Origin of the sequence: Kistimonas scapharcae (assembly GCF_039540975.1) — a bacterium.
In the GTDB taxonomy this organism is placed as follows: domain Bacteria; phylum Pseudomonadota; class Gammaproteobacteria; order Pseudomonadales; family Endozoicomonadaceae; genus Kistimonas; species Kistimonas scapharcae.
The window spans coordinates 15,709-37,875 of sequence record NZ_BAABFL010000459.1 but is presented as its reverse complement, the minus strand read 5'-3'; the positions used below and the strand labels follow the sequence as shown (position 1 = coordinate 37,875).

Below are 22,167 nucleotides of genomic sequence, written 5' to 3'. Positions count from 1 at the left end.
CGTTTTGTGCAAAAACTGTACTCTGTTGCCAAAAGTACGGCCAGCTTGCTCACATTCCCAAGGTTAAGCGGGATTTAAGGTTGTGGAACTCCTTAGAAGCCAAGTAGGCGATGATGGCTACTATGAATCAATGAAAATGGAACCCAGTGTCCGTACAAAGACACTGGATTCATTGATCAATAAGGCATTTGTACGAAAGAAGGGTAAGTATCAGGATCCTTATGCGGATATCACCGATAAGGTGGGTATTCGGTTTGTCGTGCTGTTGACCAGAGATATCAACGTACTACAGGGGATTGTCGAATCTCATCCTGATTGGGAATATTCTCTGGATCGTGATTTTCAGCAGGAAAAGGACAAAGACCCACGCTTATTTGATTACCAGTCCATGCACTACGTTGTAAGGGCTAAAAGAGATATTGATCTCCATAGTGCTACTGGCGATTTGCAAGTGTCTGAAGGAACCCCTTGCGAAATCCAGATTCGAACACTCTTGCAGCATGCGTATGCTGAGGTAACACATGATACCTTGTATAAGGGCAATGTGACGGCTGATGCACTGGTTCATCGAACGATTGCCAAAAGCATGGCACTGATGGAAACCACTGATGATCTGCTGGTAAAGGCAAAAGAACTACTTGCGGGGCCAGGTCAACAGCTCGAATCCTGGGAAACCGTACTCAAGGATCGTTTTAAGCAGATTATCTCAGGTCAAGATGTCTGCTATGAGTATGATGTGAAAAGCATGAGTTTTGTGCTGGATGCCTTACAAGAGTTGTTGAGTAAAGAAACGCCCGAAAAGTTCCAGGAATTCTGGGATAACCCTGAAAACAAGTACATGGAATCGCAAATCATTGACCATTGGAATGATGATACGCTTTACCGGCAGCCAACAATTACTCTGCTTTATTATCTTGCCAATCGTCGTCGACATCTGCTGCCCAAAGTGTGGCCTTTACCACATGATTCACTGAATGGGATATACAGAGATTTAGGTTTGGCGCCAACTTGGTAAGCTGACATGCAAGTGTGTAAAACCATTTAAAACCCGCCATATAACATACCGCCGTACTCTGGCGGTATGAAACCCTTTAAAACTTTTCTTGCTCTCAACAGCCAGCAGCCTGCCGATGCGCAGGCCTGTATTGCGCTGAACTTCGAGCTGCCTGCCGTTGCTGATGACCAGGTGCTGCCGGAGTGGCTGGAACTGATCCCGGCAGGGCGCTTCAGTGGCGTGGATGGTCGCAGCTGGAACAACGCTTCCCCTGACGCCGTCATTCGCTATACCCGCGCCTATGGACGCGACATTCCCCTGGATATCGAACACGCCTCGGAGCTGAAAGCCCCGAAGGGCGAGGACGCCCCGGCCCAGGGCTGGTTCCCCATTGCCGAGCTGGAAAACCGCGATGGCGCCATCTGGGGCCGGCTGGAGTGGCTTGACCATGGCCGTGAGCGGGTTTTGAGCAAGAAGAACCGCTATTACAGCCCGGCCTTCATCTATGACAGCGCCGGCAACGTCCTGCGCATCAAGTCAGTGGGCCTTACCAACCAGCAGAACCTGACCCAGCTGCCGGCGCTCAATCACGAAACCCCTTCCAACCCACCGCAACCAGAAGGAGCAGACGCCATGCCGCTGCCAGTCATCCTCTGTCAGGCCCTCGGGCTGGCAGACACTGCCACGGAGCAGGAAGCCCTCCAGGCCGTGAACACCCTCAAGGCGGATCACCAGACCGCGTTGAACCGTGCCCAGACCCCGGATCCGGCGCAGTTTGTACCCCGCGCCGATCACGACCTGGCGTTGAACCGTGCCCAGGACGCCGAAACTCAGCTGTCCGGTTACCGTGACCGCGAGATCGAGGCGGAAGTGGATGCGGCCATCAAGGACGGCAAGGTGGCGCCGGCCAGCAAGGACTATCACCTGGCGGTCTGCCGTGACCAGGGCGGGCTGGAGCGTTTCCGTACCTTTGTTGCCACGGCGCCCAAGGTGATCTCGGACCAGTCCGTGAAAGACCGCAAGCCGGAAGCCCAGCAGGGCAAGCTGGACGACACCGAGCTGGCCCTGTGCCGGGACCTCGGCCTGACCGCCGAAGAGTTCCTGGCCGCCAAGGCTGACACCCCACAGGCATAAAGGAGACGACAATGCCGAATATTACCCCTGCCGTTCTCTCAAGCCTGTTCACGGGCTACAAGGCGAACTTCCAGCGCGGCCTGCAACGCGCCAAGCCCACCTGGAACATGGTGGCTACCGAGGTGCCCAGCTCGACCCGTTCCAATACCTACGGTTGGCTGAGCAAGTTCCCCAAGTTCTCCGAGTGGGTCGGTGAACGCCAGATCAAGGCGCTGGCCGCCAAGGGTTACGAGATCGAGAACAAGGACTACGAGTCCACCGTGGGCGTGCCCCGTAATGACATCCTGGATGACCAGCACGGTGTCTACGGCATGATCTTCGAGAACATGGGCGAGGAGGCGGTGACCTTCCCGGATGAGCTGGTGTACGCCCTGATGATGGCCGGCTTCTCCAGTGACTGCCATGACGGCCAGTACTTCTTTGATACTGACCACCCGATCTTCCCCAATGTCGACGGCACCGGCACGGCAGCGACCTACAGCAACATGATTGCCGGCAGCGGCGAGCCCTGGTTCCTGCTGGACACCTCCAAGGTGCTCAAGCCGTTCCTGCTGCAGATGCGCCAGCGGGCGGAGTTTGTCACCAAGACCGACCCTAACAGCTCGGATCATGTGTTCAAGGCGAAGGAGTACCTGTACGGCGTCGATTGCCGCCTGAACGTGGGTTACACCTTCCCGCAGCTGGCCATTGGTGCCAAGAGCGCCCTGGACGCTGCCAACTTCGAAACAGCCTGCAAGATGCTGCGCCAGATGAAGACCGACGGCGACAAGCGCCTGGGCATGAAGCCGACCCTGCTGGTCGTGGGGCCGGGCAATGAAGCGCCTGCGCAGAAGCTGATCAAGGCCATGAACGACGCCAGCGGCGCCAGCAACATCCACTACAACAAGTGCGACCTGCTGGTCAGTCCGTACATTGAGGCGGCGGGCGCCTGATCATGGCGCCAGGGATGGCACCGGGCCGGGCATGACCGGCCCCCTCTTTAACTGACAGCGAGGCACGCCCATGACTGACAAGCCTGCACCGGCCAAGAAGGCGCCGGAGAAAAAAGCCCCGGCCAAACAGCCGGCCACGAAAGTGCCTGCCAAGGCGGATACCGACAAGCCACAAGACCAGGTCAAGCCGGGATCGTCGGCTGATCAGCCTGCGGTGAAAACACCGGCCCCGGCGAAAAGCGACAAGCACCAGGTCACGGTCCGCTCCACGGACAAGCGCGACTTCTTCCGTTGCGGTATCCGGTTCACCCCGGACGGCGTCACGGTGGCACTGACCGACGAACAGCTGGCCCGGATCAAGGCCGAGCCACGCCTGGTGGTTGAGGAATAACCATGGCCGCCTACGCCACGGAGCAGGACCTGGTCGACCGGATCGGGGAGGACAGCCTGCTGGTGCTGACCAATGGTGACGCCCAGGCGGCGTCCCGCGCCATCACCCAGGCGTCTGACGAGATCGACCTGTACCTCGGCAAGCGCTACGTGCTGCCGCTGGCGACCACGCCCAGCACGGTGCGCAACCTGTGCGTGACCATCGCCCTCTACTGGCTGGCGGATGATGCCGCCGGCATGACGGAGCTGGCGGAGAATCGCTACAAGGCCTCGGTCAAGACCCTGGAGCAACTGGCGAAGGGCGTGATCAGCCTGGGACTGCCCGATGCGGAGAAGGCGGCGGAGAACACGGCGGGCGACGTGCAGTTGGCCTCCGGCCCCCGTCGCCTGAGCCGCGACTCACTGGCGGGGCTGCTCTGATGGCGGGCACGGCGATCCTCTACAACCTCGACGGCATTAACCAGGCGCAGCGCCAGGTGGAAAAGCTGGCCGAGCTGGACAAGGCCGACCTGCTGGAAGGGCTGGGGGCGGAAGCCGAAAGCCAGACCCGGCGCCGGCTCAGCGAGGAGAAGGAGAGCCCGGACGGCCGCGCCTGGGAACCGCTCACGGATGACTGGGGCAAGCGTAAGGCCGCCAAAAGTTCCGGCGGCCTGCTGGAGTACCAGGGTCACCTGATCGACAGCATCAGCTACCAGCGCCAGGGCAACGCCGTAGAGGTGGGCTCACCGCTGGTCTATGCGGCCATTCACCAGCACGGCGGCGCGCCAGTGGGCAGCGCCATCCCTGCCCGGGAGTACCTGGGACTGAGCCGGGAGAATGCCGATGACCTCAACGCCATTACCCGGGACTTTATCGCAGGAGTGTGGGACGCATGAGCCTGGACGCGGTGAAGGCGGCCATTGTCGCCCAACTGACAGACGACTACCGGCAGACAAAGAAGGTGCGGATGGTCGAGTCCCATCGTGGCCGGTTTGACTCGGTGGCCGAGATCAAGCGCCACGGCACGGCCAGCCCGGCATTGCTGGTCTGTACCGACGGGGTGCGTAACTGCCAGGAACGCTTTGGCCGCCATGGCGGGATCTGGGGGGATGCCTCCTTCTTTGTCTACATCGTGACCCGGGATCTGCCAGGCGTTACCCGAGACACCCAGGCCGAAGCCCTGGCTGGGCAACTGGCCCACACGGTGATCGACAACACCTGGAACGACAAGGCCCAGTCGGTCAAGTCTATTGACGCCCGCAACCTGACCACCACTGAGGTGGACAAGCTGGGGGTGGCGCTCTGGGCGGTGGGCTGGCAGCAGCCGGTGCTGATCGAGCCTGTGGATGCGGACAGCGGACTGGATACTTTCGCCACCCTGTCAGCCACCTGGGACAGTGCGCCCGGCGACGGTGAACCGACCATGGAAGCCACGATTGAACTGGAGCAGGAGACCCGCCCATGACATTCACAATCAAGCCCGCCGATGGGCTGAAGGTTCGCAAGCCGGACGGTAGCCACCTGGCCGCCGACGGTGAGTCGGTCGTATTGACCGGCTACTGGCGCCGCCGACTGGCGGACGGCGATGTGGTCAAGGCCACTGCCAGCAAGAACGCGAAGAAAGGAGGCGCGGCATGAGTATCTCGTTTAACGACATTCCCAACACGGTACGGGTGCCGCTCGCCTATATCGAGATTGACAACAGCGGCGCCATCAGCGGTACCCCGGCGCCCATGCACCGGCTGCTGGTGTTCGGCCAGCGGCTGAGTACGGGCACGGTGGCCGCCGGTGAGCCGGTACGCATCACCAGTCCCGGCCAGGCGGAGCAGGCCTTCGGCGCCGGTTCCATGCTGGCAGCCATGTTCCGCCACCTGAAGCAGGCCAACGACCAGCTGGAGACCTGGGTCATCGCCCTGGACGATAACAGCCAGGGCAATGCGGCCGCGGGTAACTTCGCCCTGACCGGTACAGCCTCGGCAGCGGGCACCCTCAGCCTGATGATCGGCGGCGAACGGGTGCAGGTAGGGGTGGCGGCCGGTGATGCGGCGGCTGCCGTTGTCACGAAAGCGGCCGGGCTGATCAACGGCAACAGTCGTTTGCTGGTGACAGCGGCGGCAACGGACGGCGAGCTGAAGATCACTAGCCGGCACAAGGGCGAGATCGGCAATGACATCGACTTGCGGGTGAACTATTACCCGGGTGAAGCAACACCTGCAGGGCTCACCGTGGCGGTCACCGCCATGACCGGTGGCAGCGCCAACCCGGATATCGGTGTGGCACTGGCGGCCATGGGCGACGAGTGGTACCAGAGCCTGGTCATGCCTTACCTGGATACCGCCAACCTCAACGCCCTGTCCATTGAACTGATGGATCGCTGGGGCCCTGACCGGATGATCGATTCGGTGACCTACAGCGCGATCCGCGGCAGCCATGCCGAGATCGGCACCTTTGGCAACAGCCAGAACCAGTTTTTGCTCTCCTGCATGGGCGCGGGCCGTGCGCCCCAGCCGGGGTTTGTCTGGGCGGCGGTCTATGGCGTGATGGCGGCGGCCTCGCTGGCCATTGACCCGGCGCGTCCCCTGCAGACGTTGCCGCTGCCCGGCATCCTACCGCCGGCCATCAAGGATCGCTGGACCCGCACCGAGCGGGAGCTGTTGCTCCACGACGGCATCGCCACCCATAACGTGGGCGCCGGTGACGTGGTGCAGATTGAGCGGGAGATCAGCACCTACCAGGAAAACCAATTCGGGGATCCCGATCCCAGTTACCTGGACATCACCACACCGGCAACGCTGTCGTATATCCGCTACGCCACCCGGACCCGGATCACCCAGAAGTTCCCCCGGCACAAGCTGGCTAACGACGGTGCCCGGTTTAATCCTGGTCAGGCCATTGTCACCCCCGGGATCATCCGCGCCGAGCTGCTGGCCCTGTTCACCGAACTGGAAGCCAAGGGCCTGGTGGAGAACTTCGAGCAGTACAAGGCGTCGCTGGTCGTGGAACGCAATGCCGATGATCGCAACCGCCTGGATGTACTGGCACACCCGGATATCGTCAACCAGCTGCGGGTGTTTGCCGCGAAGCTGCAATTCATTCTTTAAGGGCTTTTAAGGAGGCTTTATATGCAGATTACAGGCAAGGCGGTCATCCGGGTGGACGGGCAGGAACTGCGCTCCCTGGATGGTGCGTCCCTGAATGTGGGCGGCATGTCCCGGGAGGCAAAGACCGGCAGCAACCGGATCTGGGGTCATACCGAAAAAATCACCGCGCCGGAATTGTCCCTGAAGGTGGCCCATACCCGTGACACCGACCTGATCGCACTGGGCAAGATCACCGACGCCACCGTGGACTTTGAGACCGACACCGGTGATCGCTACATCATTGTCGAGGCCTGGGTGAGTGAACCGCCCAGCCTGTCGGCGGACAGCGGTGAGGTGGATCTCAAGTTCAGCGGCGTGGAGTGCAAGCGGGCATGACGATGACCTTTGAACTGAAAGACGGCCTGCGGATCGGTGAAGGCGACACGGTGGAGATCCACCGCACCGTCAAGCTGCGCCAGCTGGGCGCAGGGGACGTGATCGACGCCATGCAGGCCTCCGAGCGGGTGATTCCCACCCCGGACGGTTACCAGATGGTGCAGTCTCCCAGCCTGATGGGGCTGGAACTGCTGCGCCGCCAGGTAAAAAAGCTGGGCGCGATCAATGGCCCGTTGTCGTTTACTGACTTGGCGAAACTGTCCAGCCGTGACCTGAAAAAGCTCCAGGACGAGGTGGAGAAGCTGGACGCCGCTGTTGCGAAAGAGCTGGAGGCGCGGGGGCGAGTTCAGCCGGCAGGCGCAGGCGCTTGATGATGCACTGCTCCTGCTGGCCTGTCGCACTCATGCCCGGCCGGAGTGGCTGGGCGCACTGCCGCTGAGCCGGTTTGTCCGGATGCTGAAGACCGTCACAGGAAACGCCCATGCGTGATATGAAAGCCTCTGTGGTTATTGACCTCGCCGGGAACCTCACCCGGCGAGCGCAGCAATACAGCCAGAGCCTGGGCAGGATGGCGCAGACCGGCAGTCGCCACTTTGCCTCCCTGAACCGGGCGGCGACAGCGGCTTCCGACGGTATCGACCGCTACGGCAACCGGGCCGTGCTGGCCGGTGGCGCAGCCGCCTTTGCGTTCAAGAAGACCTTCATCGACACCGCTGCCGAGTTTGAGCGGTTCGAGATCATCCTCTCCCGATTGGAAGGATCGAAGGAGAAAGGCGCACAGGCCATGGACTGGGTCAGTGACTTTGCCGCGAGCACTCCCTACGAGCTGGCCCAGGTCACCGACAGCTTTGTGAAACTCAAGGCCTATGGCCTCGACCCGGTCAAGGACGGCCTGCTGACCACCCTGGGTGATACCGCCGCCGCCATGGGCAAGCCCATCGAGCAGGCGGTGGAAGCCATGGCCGATGCCATCACCGGCGAGAACGAGCGGCTCAAGGAGTTTGGCATCAAGGCCCGGGCGGAAGGCAACCGGATCGTTTACGAGTACACCGCCAACGGCCAGACCATGACCAAGGCGGCGAACAAATCCAACCGTGCCATGATCCAGTCCACCCTGCAGGCGATCTGGAACGACAAGTACGGCGGCGCCATGAACGACCTCAGCCAAAGCTGGGGCGGTATGACCTCCAACCTGTCCGACCAGTGGACCCGGTTCCAGAATCTGGTCATGGAGCAGGGCGCGTTCAAAGAGCTGAAGGGTGAGATCGGCGGGCTGCTGGACACCCTCAACCAGATGAACGACGACGGCACACTGAATGAGAAGGCAAAGGTGGTCAGTGATGAACTGGTCGCCGGCCTGCGTGCGGCCAAGGAAGTGGGCACGGGGTTATATGAGGTGCTGTCCGCCGTGGGTAAGGCGGTGTCGTTTATTGCTGAGCAGACCGGCGGCTATGCCAACCTAGCCAAGATTCTGGCCACCATTTACCTGGCTAACAAGGCGCTGCGCATCGGCGGCGGGCTGGCCAAGGGTATTGGCGGGGTATTAGGCAAGGGCGGCGCGAAAGGTGCTGCCGCTGCCGGTGGCTTTGGTGGTCGCGGTCTGACGCCGGCCACGCCGCTCTACGTGCAGATGGTCTCCATGCCACTGGATGCGATGGGCGCTGATACCGGCAAGAAGCCGGGCAAGTCGACCCGTCGTACCCGGGGTGGCCGCCTGAACCGGCTTGGCGCATCCATCGGTCGCTACGGCGGCAAGGCCCTCTCGGTAGCGTCAAAGGCAGCGGTACCGCTGGCGGTGGCCGGCGGGGCTTACCAGGCCTACAACATCGCCACCGATGACAGCATGACCGCGAAACAAAAAGCCGTGGCCGGATCCGAACTGGCCGGCGGCATGGCAGGCGGCGCCCTGGGCATGAAACTGGGGGCGGCCATTGGCACCGCCATCCTGCCCGGGATCGGCACCGCGCTCGGTGCTGCCCTGGGTGGTCTTGGCGGCTACGTGGCCGGCGAGTGGGCCGGTGGTGAGACCGCCGAGGCGGTGACCGGCGGCTCCATGCAGGGCGAGCTGAAGATCACCATCGACAGCGAAGGCCGGCCGACCGTGAAACAGCTGGAGAGCAACAGCCGCCTGGCGCTGGATGTGGACACCGGCATGAGCATGGGAGTGGTGGGATGAGCTGGCGCGAGAGAATGCTGCCCGGCAGTTTCCGTGGCGTACCGTTTTACTGCGAGAGCCACAGCGAGGACGGTGGCCGTCGGGTGGCGGTGCACCAGTACCCGCTGCGGGACAAGCCCTACGCCGAAGACCTGGGCCGCAAGGCCGGAGAGCGGAGTCTGGAGTGCCTGGTGATCGGGGCGGACTACATGGATGCCCGCGACGCCCTGAAACAGGTCTTTGCACAGAAAGGCCCCGGCGAACTGGTGCACCCGTGGCAGGGAACCATGATGGTGCAGCTGACCGGTTTCAGCCTGCGCGAGTCTACCCGGGAAGGGGGCTGCGCCCGGTTCTCCATCCGCTTTGTTGAGGCCGGCGGCAATGACCTGCCCACGGTGCGACCGGATACCGGCGCCCACCTGCAGCAGTCCTGCGGCAAGGCCTGGGACATGAGCCAGTCCAACCTGGCGCAGAACTACCAGGTCAAAAGCGAGGACAAGAGCTGGCCCGATCAGGTGCTGGCCCAGGCCACGGCCATGGTGGAGGGCGTACTCAACAAAATCCGTGCGGTGACCGGCGGGATTATCGGCCAAATCAATGGTTTACAGGACATTGTTACTGACCTTGTGGAGCTGGCGGCGGAGCCGGGCAAGCTGTTTATTGCCATCCAGGCGGAGCTGCTGGCCATTGCTGCCTGGAACCCGCTGGCAGCGCTGGGGGTGTACGAAAACCTGTTTGACTACTGGGGCGGTTATGACGACTGGGACGCCGGCGACTACAGCGTGCCACCGTACTCTTCCACCGTGATCGAGGCCCGGACGGCTGCCAATGAACGGGCCGTGGCCACCCTGGTGGCGGACGCCGCCCTGGTCAGCGCGGTGCAGACCCTGGCGACACTGACACCGGACTCGGCGGAACAGGCCGCCGCTTGGCGACTGGACTGGTCCGACCGGATCGGTGACCGCCTGCTGAGTGCCGACCCGGTGATGACCACGGCCCTGACCGGGCTACGCCAGGCCATGGTTGTCCATCTCGACAGCAGCGCCGCGCGCCTGCCCCAGACCGCCACCCTGAATCCCGTGGCAGTAGAACCGGCGGTGGTGATTGCCTACCGGGAGCTGAACGACGCTAGCCGTGCAGATGACCTGGTGCGCCGCAATACCGTAAGTCATCCGTCGTTTGTTCCCGTCAAGCCACTGGAGGTGCTCTATGGCGACTGACCACTACCCGGTCGAGTTGACCGTCGACGGCCAGATCCATGGCGGCTGGACCTCGGCCCACATTAACCGCAGCCTGCTGGCGCTTTCCGGCAGTTTTAACCTGACGCTGACCGAGAAGTGGCCGGGCAACCTGACTGGCAAGCCCATCAAGCCGGGCAGCCGCTGTCGTCTGTCCCTGGACGGTGAAACCGTGATCGAGGGACACATTGATGAGGCGGTGGTCCGGTATGACGGCGAGAACCACCAGGTGAGCGTCTCCGGCCGTGACCTGACCGGTGACCTGCCGGACTGTTCGGTGCTGCCGGAGAAGGCCGGCGAGATCAAGGGGCTGAGCCTCAAGGGACTGGCGGGCGCGTTCTGCCAGCCCTACGGCATTGGTGTGACCGAGGCGCAGATTCCTGACCAGGCCAAACAGGCCTTTATCACCTTCCGGGTGGAACCCGGGGAGACTGTCTTCGAAGCCCTGGAACGGGCCAGCCGGATGCGGGGCGTGCTGCTGACCGTGGACAGCCAGGGGCGGCTGCTGATCACCAGCCCGGACACCGGGCCTGCCCGTTACCGGCTGGCGCTGGGGCGCGAGATCCTCACCGCCGAGCTGACCGCCAGCCACCGTGACCGTTACAGCCTGTATCGCGTGGAAGGGCTGGCGGATGCCGGCGGACAGGCCGGTGACAACCTCAGCGCCCAGGGGCTCGCGGTGACCGGCGAGATCACCGACCCGGCCATCACCCGCTACCGGCCCCGGTTGCTGCAGGCGGAGGATTCCCTTGACCCGCAGGCGGCGGATAACCGGGCGAAGTGGCAGGCGGCCCGCGCCATGGCCAGCGGCAACCGGGCTGCCATCACCGTGCAGGGATGGCGTGCCAGTGACGGCAAGCTCTGGCGCACCAATACCCCGGTGGCGCTGGAGGACGGCTTCCTGGGCTACTCGGAGAGCAAGCCGCTGCTGATCGTCAATGTGGCGTTTTCCCTGGATGAGGGCGGCACCAGGACCGAGCTGGAACTGATGCCGGCGGCGGGGCTGACCCCGGAACCGCTCAGTGAAACCGATATGGAAGGGCTTTATTAATGGGGGCTTTAACGGACATTCAACGGCTGTTAAACCGGGCGTTAATGCCATTGCAGCGCCGCCTGCGATTGCTGGCGGGGCGCGCAGTGGTCACCGGAATCAACGACCAGCGTCGTCGGCAGAACCTGCAGCTGAAGATGGCCGGCGGTGAAGTGGCCGCCGGGGTGCCGCGGGTGCAGAACTATGGCCATACCTCCGTCCCACTGACCGGTGCGGAAGCTCTGGTACTTGCCCCTGGTGGTGTCCGTGGCCAGCTCACCGTGGTGGCGCTGGATGATCCTCGCAACCGACCCACTGATCTGACCGCCGGCGACAGTTGCCTTTATCACCACGAAGGCCACCGGCTGCTGCTGACCAGAGACGGCCGGGCTGTGCTGATCTGTAACACCCTGGAAGTGCAGGCGGCGGAGGCTATCACCTTTGATACGCCGTTAGCGTCGTTTACCGGTGATGTGGCCATTGGTGGTGATCAGACCGTGACAGGTGTCAGCCATGCCGCGGATCACGACAGTGGCGGCATTTCCGGCAAGACCCACCTCCATGGCAGTGACGGGAGGCCGGTCTGATGGATGCGCGCCTGGTGTTTGCCGGCGGTGGCTTTGACCTGCTGCTCAGTGACGCCGACCTGGCCCGGGATGACAGCCTGGAGACGGCGGTCATTGTCAGCCTGTTCACGGATCGCCGCGCCGAGCCCGGTGATGTGGCGACGGGGCTGGATCCCCGCGGATGGTGGGGGGATAGTTTCCAGGACGGTGACGACCGGATCGGCTCACGGCTCTGGCTGCTGGGCCGGGAGAAACTGCTGCCGGAGACTGCCGAGCGGGCTAGGGGCTATGCCCGCGAAGCCCTGCAGTGGCTGCTGGATGACGGCGTGGCCGCCAGGGTGCAGGTCACTGCAGAGTTGCAACGCCCCGACCGGCTGGCGCTGCAGGTTGCCATTGAGCGACCGGACGGCCGGCGTGAGGCGTACCGATTTGATCATGTATGGGAGGCGCTCAATGGCCTACGAAACCCCTGACCTCAAGACCCTGATCGCCCGTGTGCAGGGAGATGTGGAGGCTGGCCTGCCGGGCAGTTACGCGCGTCCCCGGCGTAACCTGCTGAACGTGCTGTCCACCGCCCAGGCGGGACTCAGTCGTGACCAGCACAGCCACCTGGCATGGGTGGCGCGCCAGGTGGTGCCGGACAAGGCGGACGAGGCCGAGTTCCTGGAGCACTGTGACTTCTGGGGACTCTGGCAAAAACCGGCGGTGGCCGCCGGTGGCGTAGTCAGCCTCAACGGCCAGGCCGGTACCCAGTTGCAAAAAGGCAGCCAGTGGCAGCGCCCGGACGGAAAACTTTTTACGACAACGGAAGACTACATCCTGACCGGTACCAATGACCGTGTCACTGTCACCGCAACAGAGGGAGGCCTGGACGGCAACACCCCGGCGGGTGCCACCCTGACCCTGATGGCGCCGGTGGCGGGTCTGGACGGTCAGGCGACAGTGGTTGATGGACTTACCGGTGGTGTGGCGCAGGAAACCATCGACGCGATGCGGGGCCGGTTGCGCCAGCGCCTGCGCCATCCTCCCCATGGCGGGGCGGACTTTGACTATGAGCGCTGGGCCATGGAAGTACCGGGAGTGAGCCGCGCCTGGTGCCTGCCGCGATACTTTGGCGCCGGCACGGTGGGGGTCTGTGTCGCTACGGACGACCCGGTGGATCCGCGCCCGGATGCCAGCGTGATCCAGGCGGTGGCAGCGTGGATTGAAGGCCACCAGAACCCTGTGACCGGGGAGTGGGAGGGGCGGCCGACCGGTGCCACGGTCAGCGTGTTCGCGCCCCGGCTCAAGCCACTGAATCCTGCCATACGACTGCTACCGGATACGCCAGCCATCCGCCTGAAGGTAGAGAACGAACTGGCGGCGCTGATGGTGCGGGCGTCACGTCCCGGCGCCACGTTGCTGCTCACGGACCTGGCCGAGGCGGTCAAGCTGGGCGCGACAGATTACGTGCTGGAAAGCCCGACGGGCAATACCGCGACCGATCCCGATGAAATGGTCACCGTGGGGGCTGTGACATGGCGCAGCTGAACCGGGAAGTCTATCGACAGACACTTCGGGCACTGCTGCCCAGAGGTGCCGCCTGGAGCGATGACCAGGACAGCCTGCTGATGCAGCTGCTGGATGGTTTGGCGGCGGAACCGGCCCGTCTGGCGGCGCTGGCGGAAGAACTGCGCCGGGAGCTGCGCCCGGATCGTGCCACCCGGCTGTTGCCGGAGTGGGAGGACTCCTTGGTGCTGGATACCAACGGCGAGACCGTGGAGACCCGCCGGCAACGTGTCGCCAGCCTGCTGAAAACCGTGGGTAGCCTCAATCCCGGCTATTACGTGCGCCTGGCGGAGAGGCTGGGCTACCGGATCCGCATTGAGGAGCACAGCGCGTTCCGGGCAGGTTCCCGCACAGGAGAAAAAGCCTGTGGTGAAGCCTGGGACCATGCCGCCACCGTCCATGCGCCAACCGTGACACCGCGCTCGCTGCGTGCGGGTTTTGCCTCCGGTGAGACGCTGCGTACCTGGGGTAATGAACTACTGGAGTCGTCGATCCGCAAGTATTGGGCCTCACACCTGGTGTTGTGGTTCGCCTATTCCGACGAAACAACATTTTAAGGCCGAAGAGGGAGAACAGGATGCACAGAATCGACGGGCCAGGCGCCACCATCGACAAACGTTTCACCGAGGGGGATCCGGTGGCGGGTGTGCAGGCCACCATGGTGACCGAGTCGTGGCTCAACGCGATCCAGGAAGAGCTGGTCAGTGTGATCGGTGAGGAGAATCTGGACAAAAATAAGAGTGATCAGCTGCTGACGGCCATCCTGAGTATGGCGGCGCGGCAGGATGTCGGGAAGCTCAACCTTCGGATTGTGGATCCGGCTAACCTGCCGACGCTGGCGCCCAATGAGATTGTACCCATGGGACAGCTCCTAAACCGGGCGGATTATCCGGAATGGTGGAGCTATATAGAAGGCAGTGGCTGCATGGTGACCGATGCCCAGTGGCAACAGTCAGGGATGGAGGCGTTTTACAGCTCTGGTGATGGCTCGACAACCTTCCGGCCGGGGAATCTGGTAACCGGTGTATTTCCGCGGTTTCTTGATCTGACGGGGTTGTATGATCCGGATCGAAACAGCCGGACTGGAGGCAATCTTCCAGGTGCGTGGCAGAGTGATGCGATCAGGAATATTACTGGATCACTGGATGGGTCTGCAGAAGGCTTGTTTCCAACAAATGAACCTGTTGGTCAAGGGGCTCTCCGATCCGGCACGCACAAAGCATTTGGGGGATTGTCAGGAGGTGCCACGGGTTGGGCAACGAAAATTGATTTTGATGCTTCGTTGGTTGTCCCTACTGCTAACGAAAATCGGCCGGTCTCTGTCGCAATTTTACCTACCTATACATATAAATGAGGTGCGCCCATGGATAAGCGTTATGGCTATAACCGACAGACTCGTCATTACACAGGCCCTTGTCCAGTTCCTGCGGCGTTGCTGGATCCCGTGAATCAGTCAGCAGCGCCAGCAGATACGCTGCCATTTGCGCCGCCGATACCGGATGGTCATCAAGTGGTATTGGTAAACACGACCTTCGATGACTGGGAGTTGGTAGCGGATTACACCGGTACTGTATACAGCAAGGCCGATGGCCAGCCAGTCGAACATATAGAGTTGGGCGAATTGCCGACAGATCTGACACGACTAGCACCAGCAACACCTTACGATGAATGGAATGACGCCACGCAAAGTTGGGTAACCCATACTGCGAAACAGCTGGAAGGTACCAAAGCAGCTAAGTTGCAGGACGTTAATGCCTGGGCAGACAGGCAGCTGACACCGCTGCGTTACCTTTACCCGGAAGGCGAGCGGGACAGTTGGCCGATCCAGCGCTATGAAGCGAAGATGTGGGAGGCGGATAACACCACACCGACACCTTATATAGATGCACTGATAATGGACTCAGGTGAGACCCGTGAGGCACTGCTGGCCAAGATCCTGGAGAACATCCGCCAGTACGACGGCCTGACTACCCCGGTAAACCGGCAGGCCCGTACACTGCGCCAAGCGATCAAGGCGGCGGCAACCGTTGAGGAGGTGGAGGCTATAGTCGTGCCTGATTAATGGCTTTAATGGTATTTAAACCGGTCTTTAAGGCCGGTTTTTTTATGGTTGAACGTCGTAGTTATCCACACAGGTAAAAGGAACGTAAGGGTAAAAAATCTCATTTCATGGATTCAAAACGGCAAAAAGTGTTCGCATGAAATGGGATTTTTTTAAAAGTGTTCGCATGAAATGAGATTTTTTTGGGGAGGGAAAGAAGCCGAAAGTGCAAAAACGTCCGCATAAAATGGGATTTTCAGAAAGTCCCAAACCATGCGAACAAAAATCTCATTTCATGCGCGTGGCTACAAATTTTCGTGTAATGATCTGAATTCCTTGACAAAAGGCTCTAGACATACGATCGTTTCAAACGGTCGTTTGTTTATTGCATAAAAAATAAGATGTTATGGCACAGTCAGATACTGTAGATCGAATACTGGATGCCGCAGAATACCTGTTTGCAGAAAAGGGGTTTGCGGAGACATCGCTACGGACAATCACCAGTAAGGCTGGCGTGAACCTTGCGGCTGTCAATTACCACTTTGGTTCCAAGAAAGCCTTGATACAGGCTGTGTTTACCCGATTTCTGGATCCCTTCTGTGCCCGGTTGGCGGAAGAAGTCGCCAAAATCCCCAAAGACAAAGAACCTTCACTGGAAGAGCTGCTCCGTCTGCTGGTTGATCAGATTCTTGCGACAAAGCCTCGTGGGGAGAAAGATCTGGCGGTATTTATGCGGCTGCTGGCGTTGGCGTTCACTGAAACACAGGGGCATTTGCGGCGTTATTTGCAGGATATCTATGGCGACGTGCTTTCCGGCTATCTGAAGCTGGTTGTTGCAGCCTCACCCGCTTTGCCGCGTAATGAACTGTTCTGGCGAATCCACTTCATGATGGGGACAGTGATTTTCTCCATGTCGGGTTTTGAAGCCCTCAAGGCTATTGCTGACTATGAATATGGAGAAAAGGCCACCATTGAGCAAACCCTCCACCGGATGGAACCCTTCCTTGCGGCAGCCATGCGCGCCCAGCTAGATTCATAGGTCGTAACCGGTAATACTGTGATGGTTGACCATTACTCGTATTCATCGGTTACTTATGCATATCACTATTCATATCGCATCTCAGGAACTTGTTCTTTATACCCCCGAGGGTAAGCGTGTGTATTCCATCTCTTCCGGCGCCAAAGGGGTTGGCCAGAAGAATGGGAGTTATCAAACGCCGTTGGGAAAACACATTATCCGTGCGCGAATAGGTGAAGGCCTTCCCGAGAATGCAGTTCTGGTGGGTCGTCGTTTCACGGGTGAAGTCTACAGTCCTGAATTAAGAGCCCAGAATCCAGAGCGCAGGGATTGGATCTTGACCCGTATTCTCTGGCTCAGTGGTCTTGAGCCTGGCTTTAACCGGCACGGTAGTGTTGATACCATGCGTCGGTATATTTATATTCACGGTTCTCCGGATACTGCCGAAATGGGTCAACCCGGTTCCCGTGGCTGCATTCGCATGCATAATCGCGATATTCTTGATTTGTTTCCCCGGACTTCACCGGGTATGCCTGTCACCATTCTTGAAAACTGATACTGGAGTATTCCCATGGCACAGGGCGTCCTGATGCTGGACCTGAAAGGCCTTCATCCTGACAGTGTTGAAATTGAACGGTTGTCCAATGTGTCAGTGGGTGGGGTGATTCTTTTTTCACGGAATTACCAGGATGCTGATCAGTTGCGGCAGCTGGTTGCGGCCATTCGTGCGATCAGGCCGGATTTACTGATAGCCGTTGACCAGGAGGGGGGAAGGGTCCAGCGTTTTCGTGGAGAGCCGTTTACGCGCTTACCACCTTTGGGTGTGCTTGGTCAGTTGTATCAGTCAACTGATCAGCAGGGTGTACTCGAACTTGTCAGAGATTGCGGTTGGCTTATGGCCAGCGAAGTCCGGGCTTTTGATATTGATATTTCTCTGGCGCCAGTACTGGATATTGATCGGGGGCTGTCCCGTGTTATTAGCGATCGGTCGTTTGGTGCTGTTCCTGAGTTCGTTATTCCGCTGGCGAGTGCTTTTATCCAAGGGATGCGTGAGGTGGGCATGGCCGCCACGGGCAAGCATTTCCCTGGACATGGCGGTGTTTCTGCGGATTCCCATATCGCATTGCCCAGAGATACGCGAACGCTTGAAGAGCTTGAACCAGACCTCGGCATATTCAAAGCGATCATCGTGCAAGGTATTGAGGCAATGATGCCTGCCCATGTGGCGTTTACTGCTTTTGATAATGTGCCTGCCGGATTTTCGTCTTATTGGTTGCAAAGCGTTTTACGAGAGCAGTTAGGGTTTGAAGGTGTCATATTCAGTGACTGCCTTAATATGGCCGCAGCCAGTATTTCTGGTGGTTTTCCCGCAAGAGCTGAAGCTGCCCTGAAAGCGGGTTGTGATATGGTGTTGGTCTGCAATAACCCAGATGGTGCCCAGGAGGTGTTAGACTGGCTTGAACGTGAACCAAGAGAGGCCTCTCTACGATTATCCAGACTAAGAGCAACTCAGGCGGTTGATTTAAATATCTTAATAGAATCTGAGCGGCGCCAAGTTTGTCGGAAACAGCTTGAGGCATTGGTCAAAGAAGGATTATGGCGGTGATTGATTACGAGGCGCTGTTTCGGTTCATACAGGATCGTGATGGCTGGATTTTCCACATCGGTTTGATTCTGCTGGCAACGCTTGCTGCACATGGGTTAATGCAGATAGTGTTGAAGCGACTGGAGGCTGGTTTTTCCCGAACCACCACGCTGTGGGATGATGCGTTCATTCTGGCTTTGAGGACCCCGGTGTTGCTCATTATCTGGGTGGCGGGTATCTCTTTTGCCGGTGATGTCGCTCAGAATGAGACCGGTGCGGCTATCTTCAAGGCGATTGATTCAATCAGGGATCTGATCGTCATTGGGGTTGTAAGCTGGTTCTGTATTCGCTTTATTCGTGAAGTGGAACGGAAAATTCTGTCAAGTACATCCAATGCCCGGCACCTTGATCAAACGACGGCCCAAGCGTTGAGCAAACTGCTGAAAGCCGTAGTCATCATATCCGCAGTGCTGGTAGCCATGCAGACCCGTGGTTTCAGTATTTCCGGATTGCTGGCCTTTGGTGGGGTTGGCGGGCTGGCAGTAGGGTTTGCGGCAAAAGATATGCTGGCAAACTTTTTCGGTGGCTTCATGATTTACCTGGATAGGCCGTTCAAGGTCGGGGATTGGATCCGGTCTCCGGATAAGAATATCGAAGGTGTGGTTGAGTACATAGGCTGGCGTCAGACTCGCATACGGACATTCGATCAACGACCTCTCTATGTGCCCAATGCAACATTCAGCAGTATTTCGGTCGAAAACCCATCACGTATGCGTAACCGGAGAATCAATGAAGTCATCGGGATTCGCTATCGGGATGCACACTGTATCATTCAGATTTTGGACGATATCAGGGATTATCTTGCCAATAATCCTGAAATCGCCAAAGACAGAACATTGATGGTCAACTTTACCCGTTTCGGCGGATCGTCCCTTGATTTCTTTATCTACTGTTTCACCAAGACGACCGACTGGGTCATGTTTGAACAGATCAAGGAAAATGTGCTGTTGAGAATTATGGCCATTATTCATTCCCATGGTGCTGATATCGCCTTTCCTACCACTACGCTGGATATTCCTGATCCTTTGCCTATGAGCGTCCAGGCTGATACGCCAGAAGGCTCTGTTGAAGGTGATGCATCATGAGTATGACAGCGATTATTGGTGGTACCGGATTAACAGATCTGGACGGGTTAAACATCCAGCGAGAGGAGGTTCTCGAAACATGTTGGGGGGCTGTGTCGGCACCAGTGTTGATCGGGGACTTCCATGGTCATGAGATAGTGTTTTTGGCCCGCCATGCACAGGATCATTCCCTGCCGCCGCATAAGATTAACTACCGCGCCAATATTCAGGCGTTGGAGCTGCTGGGTGTTGATCGGATTATTGCTGTTAATGCGGTCGGAGGGATCACGGAGGGCATGTGCGGCGGAGTCATTTGTATTCCGGACCAGATCATTGATTACACCTCAAATCGTGAGCACACCTTTTTCAGTGATGATTTTGAGGTGACAAACCATATCGATTTCACCATGCCCTATGATGAAAAGCTGCGGCAGTCGCTGATTCAGGGGGCGATTCAAGTAGGGCTGAATATCAGACAGGGCGGGGTTTATGGCTGTTTCAATGGGCCAAGACTGGAAACGGCGGCTGAAATCCGGCGGATGGAACGCGATGGTTGTGATTTGACCGGTATGACTGGTATGCCGGAGGCTGCATTGGCTAGGGAGCTTGGATTGTCTTATGCCTCGATCTGCCTTGTGGTGAATCGGGCTGCTGGTAAGGCGGATGGTGAGATTACCATCGATGGCATACGTCAGGTGCTGGTAGAAGGCATGCAGAAAGTCAGGCAGTTAATCGAGGCATCACTTGTTTTAATCCGTTAAGCGTTTTTTTAGCGATGAAAACAACGAATTGACGTAAATTTGTCGGCCTATCGAATGCTATACTGACAGTGTTTTAATGCATTCTTGAGCCTGCTGCTACAGGAGGTGGTGGCAGGCTTGATACCGGTAATAGCCAACATTCGGAGTCGGCGAAGTATATGGATATTCTGATTGCCGAAGATGCCAGGGATCAACGCCTCCTGTTGTCCACCTTCATACGCAAGCTGGGTCATACTGCTCACGAAGCGGAAGATGGCCGTGAAGCGCTAACCTGCCTTGAAAAAAATCCTCAGATTCGTGTCGTGATCAGTGATTGGATGATGCCGGAAATGGATGGCATTGAGCTGTGCAAGGCGATTCGCGATCAGGATCTCGGGCATTATGTTTACTTTATATTGCTAACCGGCAACCAGGATCATGATGCGGTAGTGCAGGGTATGAGTATTGGGGCCGATGATTTCCTGCATAAACCTGTCAATTTTCGTGAGCTGGAAGCACGTCTAAAGGCGGGGCTTCGTATCATAGAGCTTGAACGTAAGCTTGAAGAGCGTAACGAAGAGCTGGCCAAGGCCTTTGAGACAATCAAAAAAGACCTTGAATCCGCCGCCAATACCCAGGCAGAGCTCCTAGTGCAACCGACAACTATTGATTCCGTCAGTTTTGACTGGTTCTTCAAGCCCAGCAAAATCATTGGCGGTGATATGTTCGGTTACTTTGCTCTTAGCGATGAACATGTCGCGTTTTATCAGCTGGATGTAGCGGGGCACGGCATTCCATCGGCGCTGTTCTCGTTTACTCTAAATAACCTGATGGGGGATACATCCAGCAAGACATCCCTGCTCCGAGAAGAAACCGTTGATGCGCCATACTATCGCATCCTGGAACCCCATGAAGTGGTGAGTCGTCTTAATGACCGTTTCCAGACGTCGGTAGAAAGTATGCTGTATTTCACCATGGTCTACGGTGTCATCCATACGCCAACCGGTAAGGTGACTATCAGTCATGCCGGACACCCACCAGCTATGTGGATGCGGCCTGCAACCAGTGATGCGCATTTCGTAGAGGGAGGCGGAGTACCTGTTGGCATGATCCCGGGCATGGCTTATGACTCCCAGCAGATGCAGTTGTCACCCGGTGACCGGTTATTCCTTTACTCTGATGGCATTATTGAATGCGAAAACAGCCAGGGTGAAATGTTTGGCAAAAACAAGCTCAAAAACCTGCTGAAAGAATCACAGACCTTGCCGATGAAGGACATGATTGAGGTGATTCAGAATCAGATTGAAGTTTGGCAGGGTAACGATCAGTTTGAGGACGATGTCACCTATCTGGTGGTGGAATGGAAGCCCTGACGGAGAAGGGTTAATAAAGGAGCTGGAGTATGGGGTATAAAACCAGGCAGGAGGGCGATACAACCGTTGTTACGGTAGAGGAAAGTCGCCTGGATGCGAGCCTTGCCGGAGGATTTAAGGATTTCATGGTCGATTTGATTGATGCCGGCAGCATGAATTTTGTGATTGATATTTCAGGCGTCAGTTTTATGGATAGTAGTGGGCTTGGGGCGGTCGTAGCAGCGCTCAAACAAGTCGGATCTAACGGCAGCGTCAAGCTGGCCGGGCCTCAGAAAGCGGTCAGTGATCTCTTTGACCTGACGTGTATGGATCGTATTTTTAAAATCTATGCTACTGTTGATGAAGCACTGAACGCGTAAGTATTAAATCAAGGGAAAAGGCAGGTTTGCATGGAACCGCGAACCCAGACAATACAACTGCTCATTGATAGCCGACTGGAAGATACTGTTCTCGTCGCCATGGCGATACGTGGCCTTTGCGCGATGACGGGTTTAACCGCCGAAGAAGTCAACCGTGTCGAGCTCTGTGTCGTTGAAATCACCAATAATGCGATTGAGCATGCTTACAGCGGTGTATCTGGGAATACTGTAGAAGTCATGATTAATCTCGATATTGGTGAGCTAGAGATTGTGGTCAGTGACTGGGGGCAGGCCATGGAATCTGTTCAGAGTGGTGGTGTGTCAGATATGCAGAATCTGACCGCTGCAGATCCTGAGAGTTGGAGTTGCAGCGGCCGGGGTCTTAACATCGTTGAGCAATTAATGGACGATGTCAGTTATATTTCATCGGATGGCAAAAACAGTTTTTATATGAGTAAAAAGCTCAGTTAGCGCTGTTAATCTCA

Annotated in this window: 29 protein-coding genes; all 29 read left to right on the top strand. The window is 58.3% G+C overall.

Annotated features, from left to right (window positions below):
• Window positions 1-82 precede the first annotated feature (82 nt).
• A complete protein-coding gene (locus tag ABD892_RS21090) occupies window positions 83-1,015 on the top strand; it encodes a GTP pyrophosphokinase (RefSeq protein ID WP_345198110.1) in 933 nt (310 codons plus the stop codon).
• Between the two features lie 66 nt (window positions 1,016-1,081).
• The gene (locus ABD892_RS21085) at window positions 1,082-2,128 is read left to right on the top strand and encodes a phage protease (protein ID WP_345198109.1); all 1,047 of its coding nucleotides are present in this window, start codon (window positions 1,082-1,084) and stop codon (window positions 2,126-2,128) included.
• Between the two features lie 11 nt (window positions 2,129-2,139).
• Window positions 2,140-3,060 carry a Mu-like prophage major head subunit gpT family protein gene (locus ABD892_RS21080; RefSeq protein WP_345198108.1) on the top strand — a complete coding sequence of 307 codons (921 nt, stop codon included), beginning with the start codon at window positions 2,140-2,142 and terminating at the stop codon, window positions 3,058-3,060.
• Between the two features lie 70 nt (window positions 3,061-3,130).
• Entirely contained in the window at window positions 3,131-3,451 is a 321-nt protein-coding gene (locus ABD892_RS21075; RefSeq protein WP_345198107.1) for an HI1506-related protein, read from the top strand.
• A 2-nt stretch (window positions 3,452-3,453) separates the two neighbouring features.
• On the top strand, window positions 3,454-3,870 hold the full coding sequence (locus tag ABD892_RS21070) for a gp436 family protein (protein WP_345198106.1): 417 nt from the start codon (window positions 3,454-3,456) through the stop codon (window positions 3,868-3,870).
• A complete protein-coding gene (locus ABD892_RS21065) occupies window positions 3,870-4,325 on the top strand; it encodes a phage virion morphogenesis protein (RefSeq protein ID WP_345198104.1) in 456 nt (151 codons plus the stop codon). The genes ABD892_RS21070 and ABD892_RS21065 overlap by 1 nt, the downstream gene beginning before the upstream one ends.
• Window positions 4,322-4,894 carry a phage protein Gp37 gene (locus tag ABD892_RS21060; RefSeq protein WP_345198103.1) on the top strand — a complete coding sequence of 191 codons (573 nt, stop codon included), beginning with the start codon at window positions 4,322-4,324 and terminating at the stop codon, window positions 4,892-4,894. Before ABD892_RS21065 ends, ABD892_RS21060 begins: the two co-directional genes overlap by 4 nt.
• Window positions 4,891-5,067, top strand: coding sequence for a DUF2635 domain-containing protein (locus ABD892_RS21055; protein WP_345198101.1), 177 nt, complete (start codon window positions 4,891-4,893; stop codon window positions 5,065-5,067). The genes ABD892_RS21060 and ABD892_RS21055 overlap by 4 nt, the downstream gene beginning before the upstream one ends.
• The gene (locus ABD892_RS21050) at window positions 5,064-6,530 is read left to right on the top strand and encodes a phage tail sheath subtilisin-like domain-containing protein (protein WP_345198100.1); all 1,467 of its coding nucleotides are present in this window, start codon (window positions 5,064-5,066) and stop codon (window positions 6,528-6,530) included. The genes ABD892_RS21055 and ABD892_RS21050 overlap by 4 nt, the downstream gene beginning before the upstream one ends.
• Window positions 6,531-6,551: 21 nt before the next feature.
• On the top strand, window positions 6,552-6,905 hold the full coding sequence (locus ABD892_RS21045; RefSeq protein ID WP_345198099.1) for a phage tail tube protein: 354 nt from the start codon (window positions 6,552-6,554) through the stop codon (window positions 6,903-6,905).
• Window positions 6,902-7,276 carry a phage tail assembly protein gene (locus ABD892_RS21040; protein WP_345198097.1) on the top strand — a complete coding sequence of 125 codons (375 nt, stop codon included), beginning with the start codon at window positions 6,902-6,904 and terminating at the stop codon, window positions 7,274-7,276. The genes ABD892_RS21045 and ABD892_RS21040 overlap by 4 nt, the downstream gene beginning before the upstream one ends.
• A complete protein-coding gene (locus tag ABD892_RS21035; RefSeq protein ID WP_345198113.1) occupies window positions 7,221-7,394 on the top strand; it encodes a hypothetical protein in 174 nt (57 codons plus the stop codon). The genes ABD892_RS21040 and ABD892_RS21035 overlap by 56 nt, the downstream gene beginning before the upstream one ends.
• Window positions 7,387-9,081, top strand: coding sequence for a tape measure protein (locus ABD892_RS21030; protein ID WP_345198096.1), 1,695 nt, complete (start codon window positions 7,387-7,389; stop codon window positions 9,079-9,081). Before ABD892_RS21035 ends, ABD892_RS21030 begins: the two co-directional genes overlap by 8 nt.
• Complete coding sequence (locus tag ABD892_RS21025) at window positions 9,078-10,280, top strand: DNA circularization protein (RefSeq protein WP_345198095.1); 1,203 nt, start codon at window positions 9,078-9,080, stop codon at window positions 10,278-10,280. Before ABD892_RS21030 ends, ABD892_RS21025 begins: the two co-directional genes overlap by 4 nt.
• Window positions 10,270-11,349, top strand: a complete 1,080-nt coding sequence (locus tag ABD892_RS21020) for a phage baseplate assembly protein (RefSeq protein WP_345198094.1) — start codon at window positions 10,270-10,272, stop codon at window positions 11,347-11,349. The genes ABD892_RS21025 and ABD892_RS21020 overlap by 11 nt, the downstream gene beginning before the upstream one ends.
• Window positions 11,349-11,915, top strand: a complete 567-nt coding sequence (locus tag ABD892_RS21015; protein WP_345198093.1) for a phage baseplate assembly protein V — start codon at window positions 11,349-11,351, stop codon at window positions 11,913-11,915. Before ABD892_RS21020 ends, ABD892_RS21015 begins: the two co-directional genes overlap by 1 nt.
• A complete protein-coding gene (locus tag ABD892_RS21010; protein WP_345198092.1) occupies window positions 11,915-12,367 on the top strand; it encodes a phage GP46 family protein in 453 nt (150 codons plus the stop codon). The genes ABD892_RS21015 and ABD892_RS21010 overlap by 1 nt, the downstream gene beginning before the upstream one ends.
• Entirely contained in the window at window positions 12,309-13,424 is a 1,116-nt protein-coding gene (locus tag ABD892_RS21005) for a baseplate J/gp47 family protein (protein WP_345198091.1), read from the top strand. The genes ABD892_RS21010 and ABD892_RS21005 overlap by 59 nt, the downstream gene beginning before the upstream one ends.
• Window positions 13,412-13,999: a YmfQ family protein gene (locus ABD892_RS21000; protein ID WP_345198090.1), complete on the top strand. Its 588-nt coding sequence runs from the start codon at window positions 13,412-13,414 to the stop codon at window positions 13,997-13,999. Before ABD892_RS21005 ends, ABD892_RS21000 begins: the two co-directional genes overlap by 13 nt.
• 20 nt (window positions 14,000-14,019) lie before the next feature.
• A complete protein-coding gene (locus ABD892_RS20995) occupies window positions 14,020-14,796 on the top strand; it encodes a hypothetical protein (RefSeq protein WP_345198089.1) in 777 nt (258 codons plus the stop codon).
• Between the two features lie 9 nt (window positions 14,797-14,805).
• On the top strand, window positions 14,806-15,504 hold the full coding sequence (locus tag ABD892_RS20990; protein WP_345198088.1) for a tail fiber assembly protein: 699 nt from the start codon (window positions 14,806-14,808) through the stop codon (window positions 15,502-15,504).
• Between the two features lie 385 nt (window positions 15,505-15,889).
• Entirely contained in the window at window positions 15,890-16,522 is a 633-nt protein-coding gene (locus ABD892_RS20985; protein WP_345198087.1) for a TetR/AcrR family transcriptional regulator, read from the top strand.
• A gap of 55 nt (window positions 16,523-16,577) precedes the next feature.
• The gene (locus ABD892_RS20980; protein WP_345198086.1) at window positions 16,578-17,057 is read left to right on the top strand and encodes a L,D-transpeptidase family protein; all 480 of its coding nucleotides are present in this window, start codon (window positions 16,578-16,580) and stop codon (window positions 17,055-17,057) included.
• Window positions 17,058-17,072: 15 nt separating this feature from the next.
• Window positions 17,073-18,107, top strand: a complete 1,035-nt coding sequence (nagZ, locus tag ABD892_RS20975; RefSeq protein WP_345198085.1) for a beta-N-acetylhexosaminidase — start codon at window positions 17,073-17,075, stop codon at window positions 18,105-18,107.
• Window positions 18,098-19,231 carry a mechanosensitive ion channel family protein gene (locus ABD892_RS20970; protein ID WP_345198084.1) on the top strand — a complete coding sequence of 378 codons (1,134 nt, stop codon included), beginning with the start codon at window positions 18,098-18,100 and terminating at the stop codon, window positions 19,229-19,231. The genes nagZ and ABD892_RS20970 overlap by 10 nt, the downstream gene beginning before the upstream one ends.
• Window positions 19,228-19,971, top strand: a complete 744-nt coding sequence (locus ABD892_RS20965) for an S-methyl-5'-thioinosine phosphorylase (RefSeq protein WP_345198083.1) — start codon at window positions 19,228-19,230, stop codon at window positions 19,969-19,971. Before ABD892_RS20970 ends, ABD892_RS20965 begins: the two co-directional genes overlap by 4 nt.
• 158 nt (window positions 19,972-20,129) lie before the next feature.
• Window positions 20,130-21,323 (top strand): PP2C family protein-serine/threonine phosphatase, encoded by a 1,194-nt coding sequence (locus ABD892_RS20960; protein WP_345198082.1) that lies wholly within the window; start codon window positions 20,130-20,132, stop codon window positions 21,321-21,323.
• 29 nt (window positions 21,324-21,352) lie between these two features.
• A complete protein-coding gene (locus tag ABD892_RS20955; RefSeq protein WP_345198080.1) occupies window positions 21,353-21,682 on the top strand; it encodes an STAS domain-containing protein in 330 nt (109 codons plus the stop codon).
• 30 nt (window positions 21,683-21,712) lie between these two features.
• Window positions 21,713-22,153, top strand: coding sequence for an ATP-binding protein (locus ABD892_RS20950; protein WP_345198079.1), 441 nt, complete (start codon window positions 21,713-21,715; stop codon window positions 22,151-22,153).
• Window positions 22,154-22,167 lie beyond the last annotated feature (14 nt).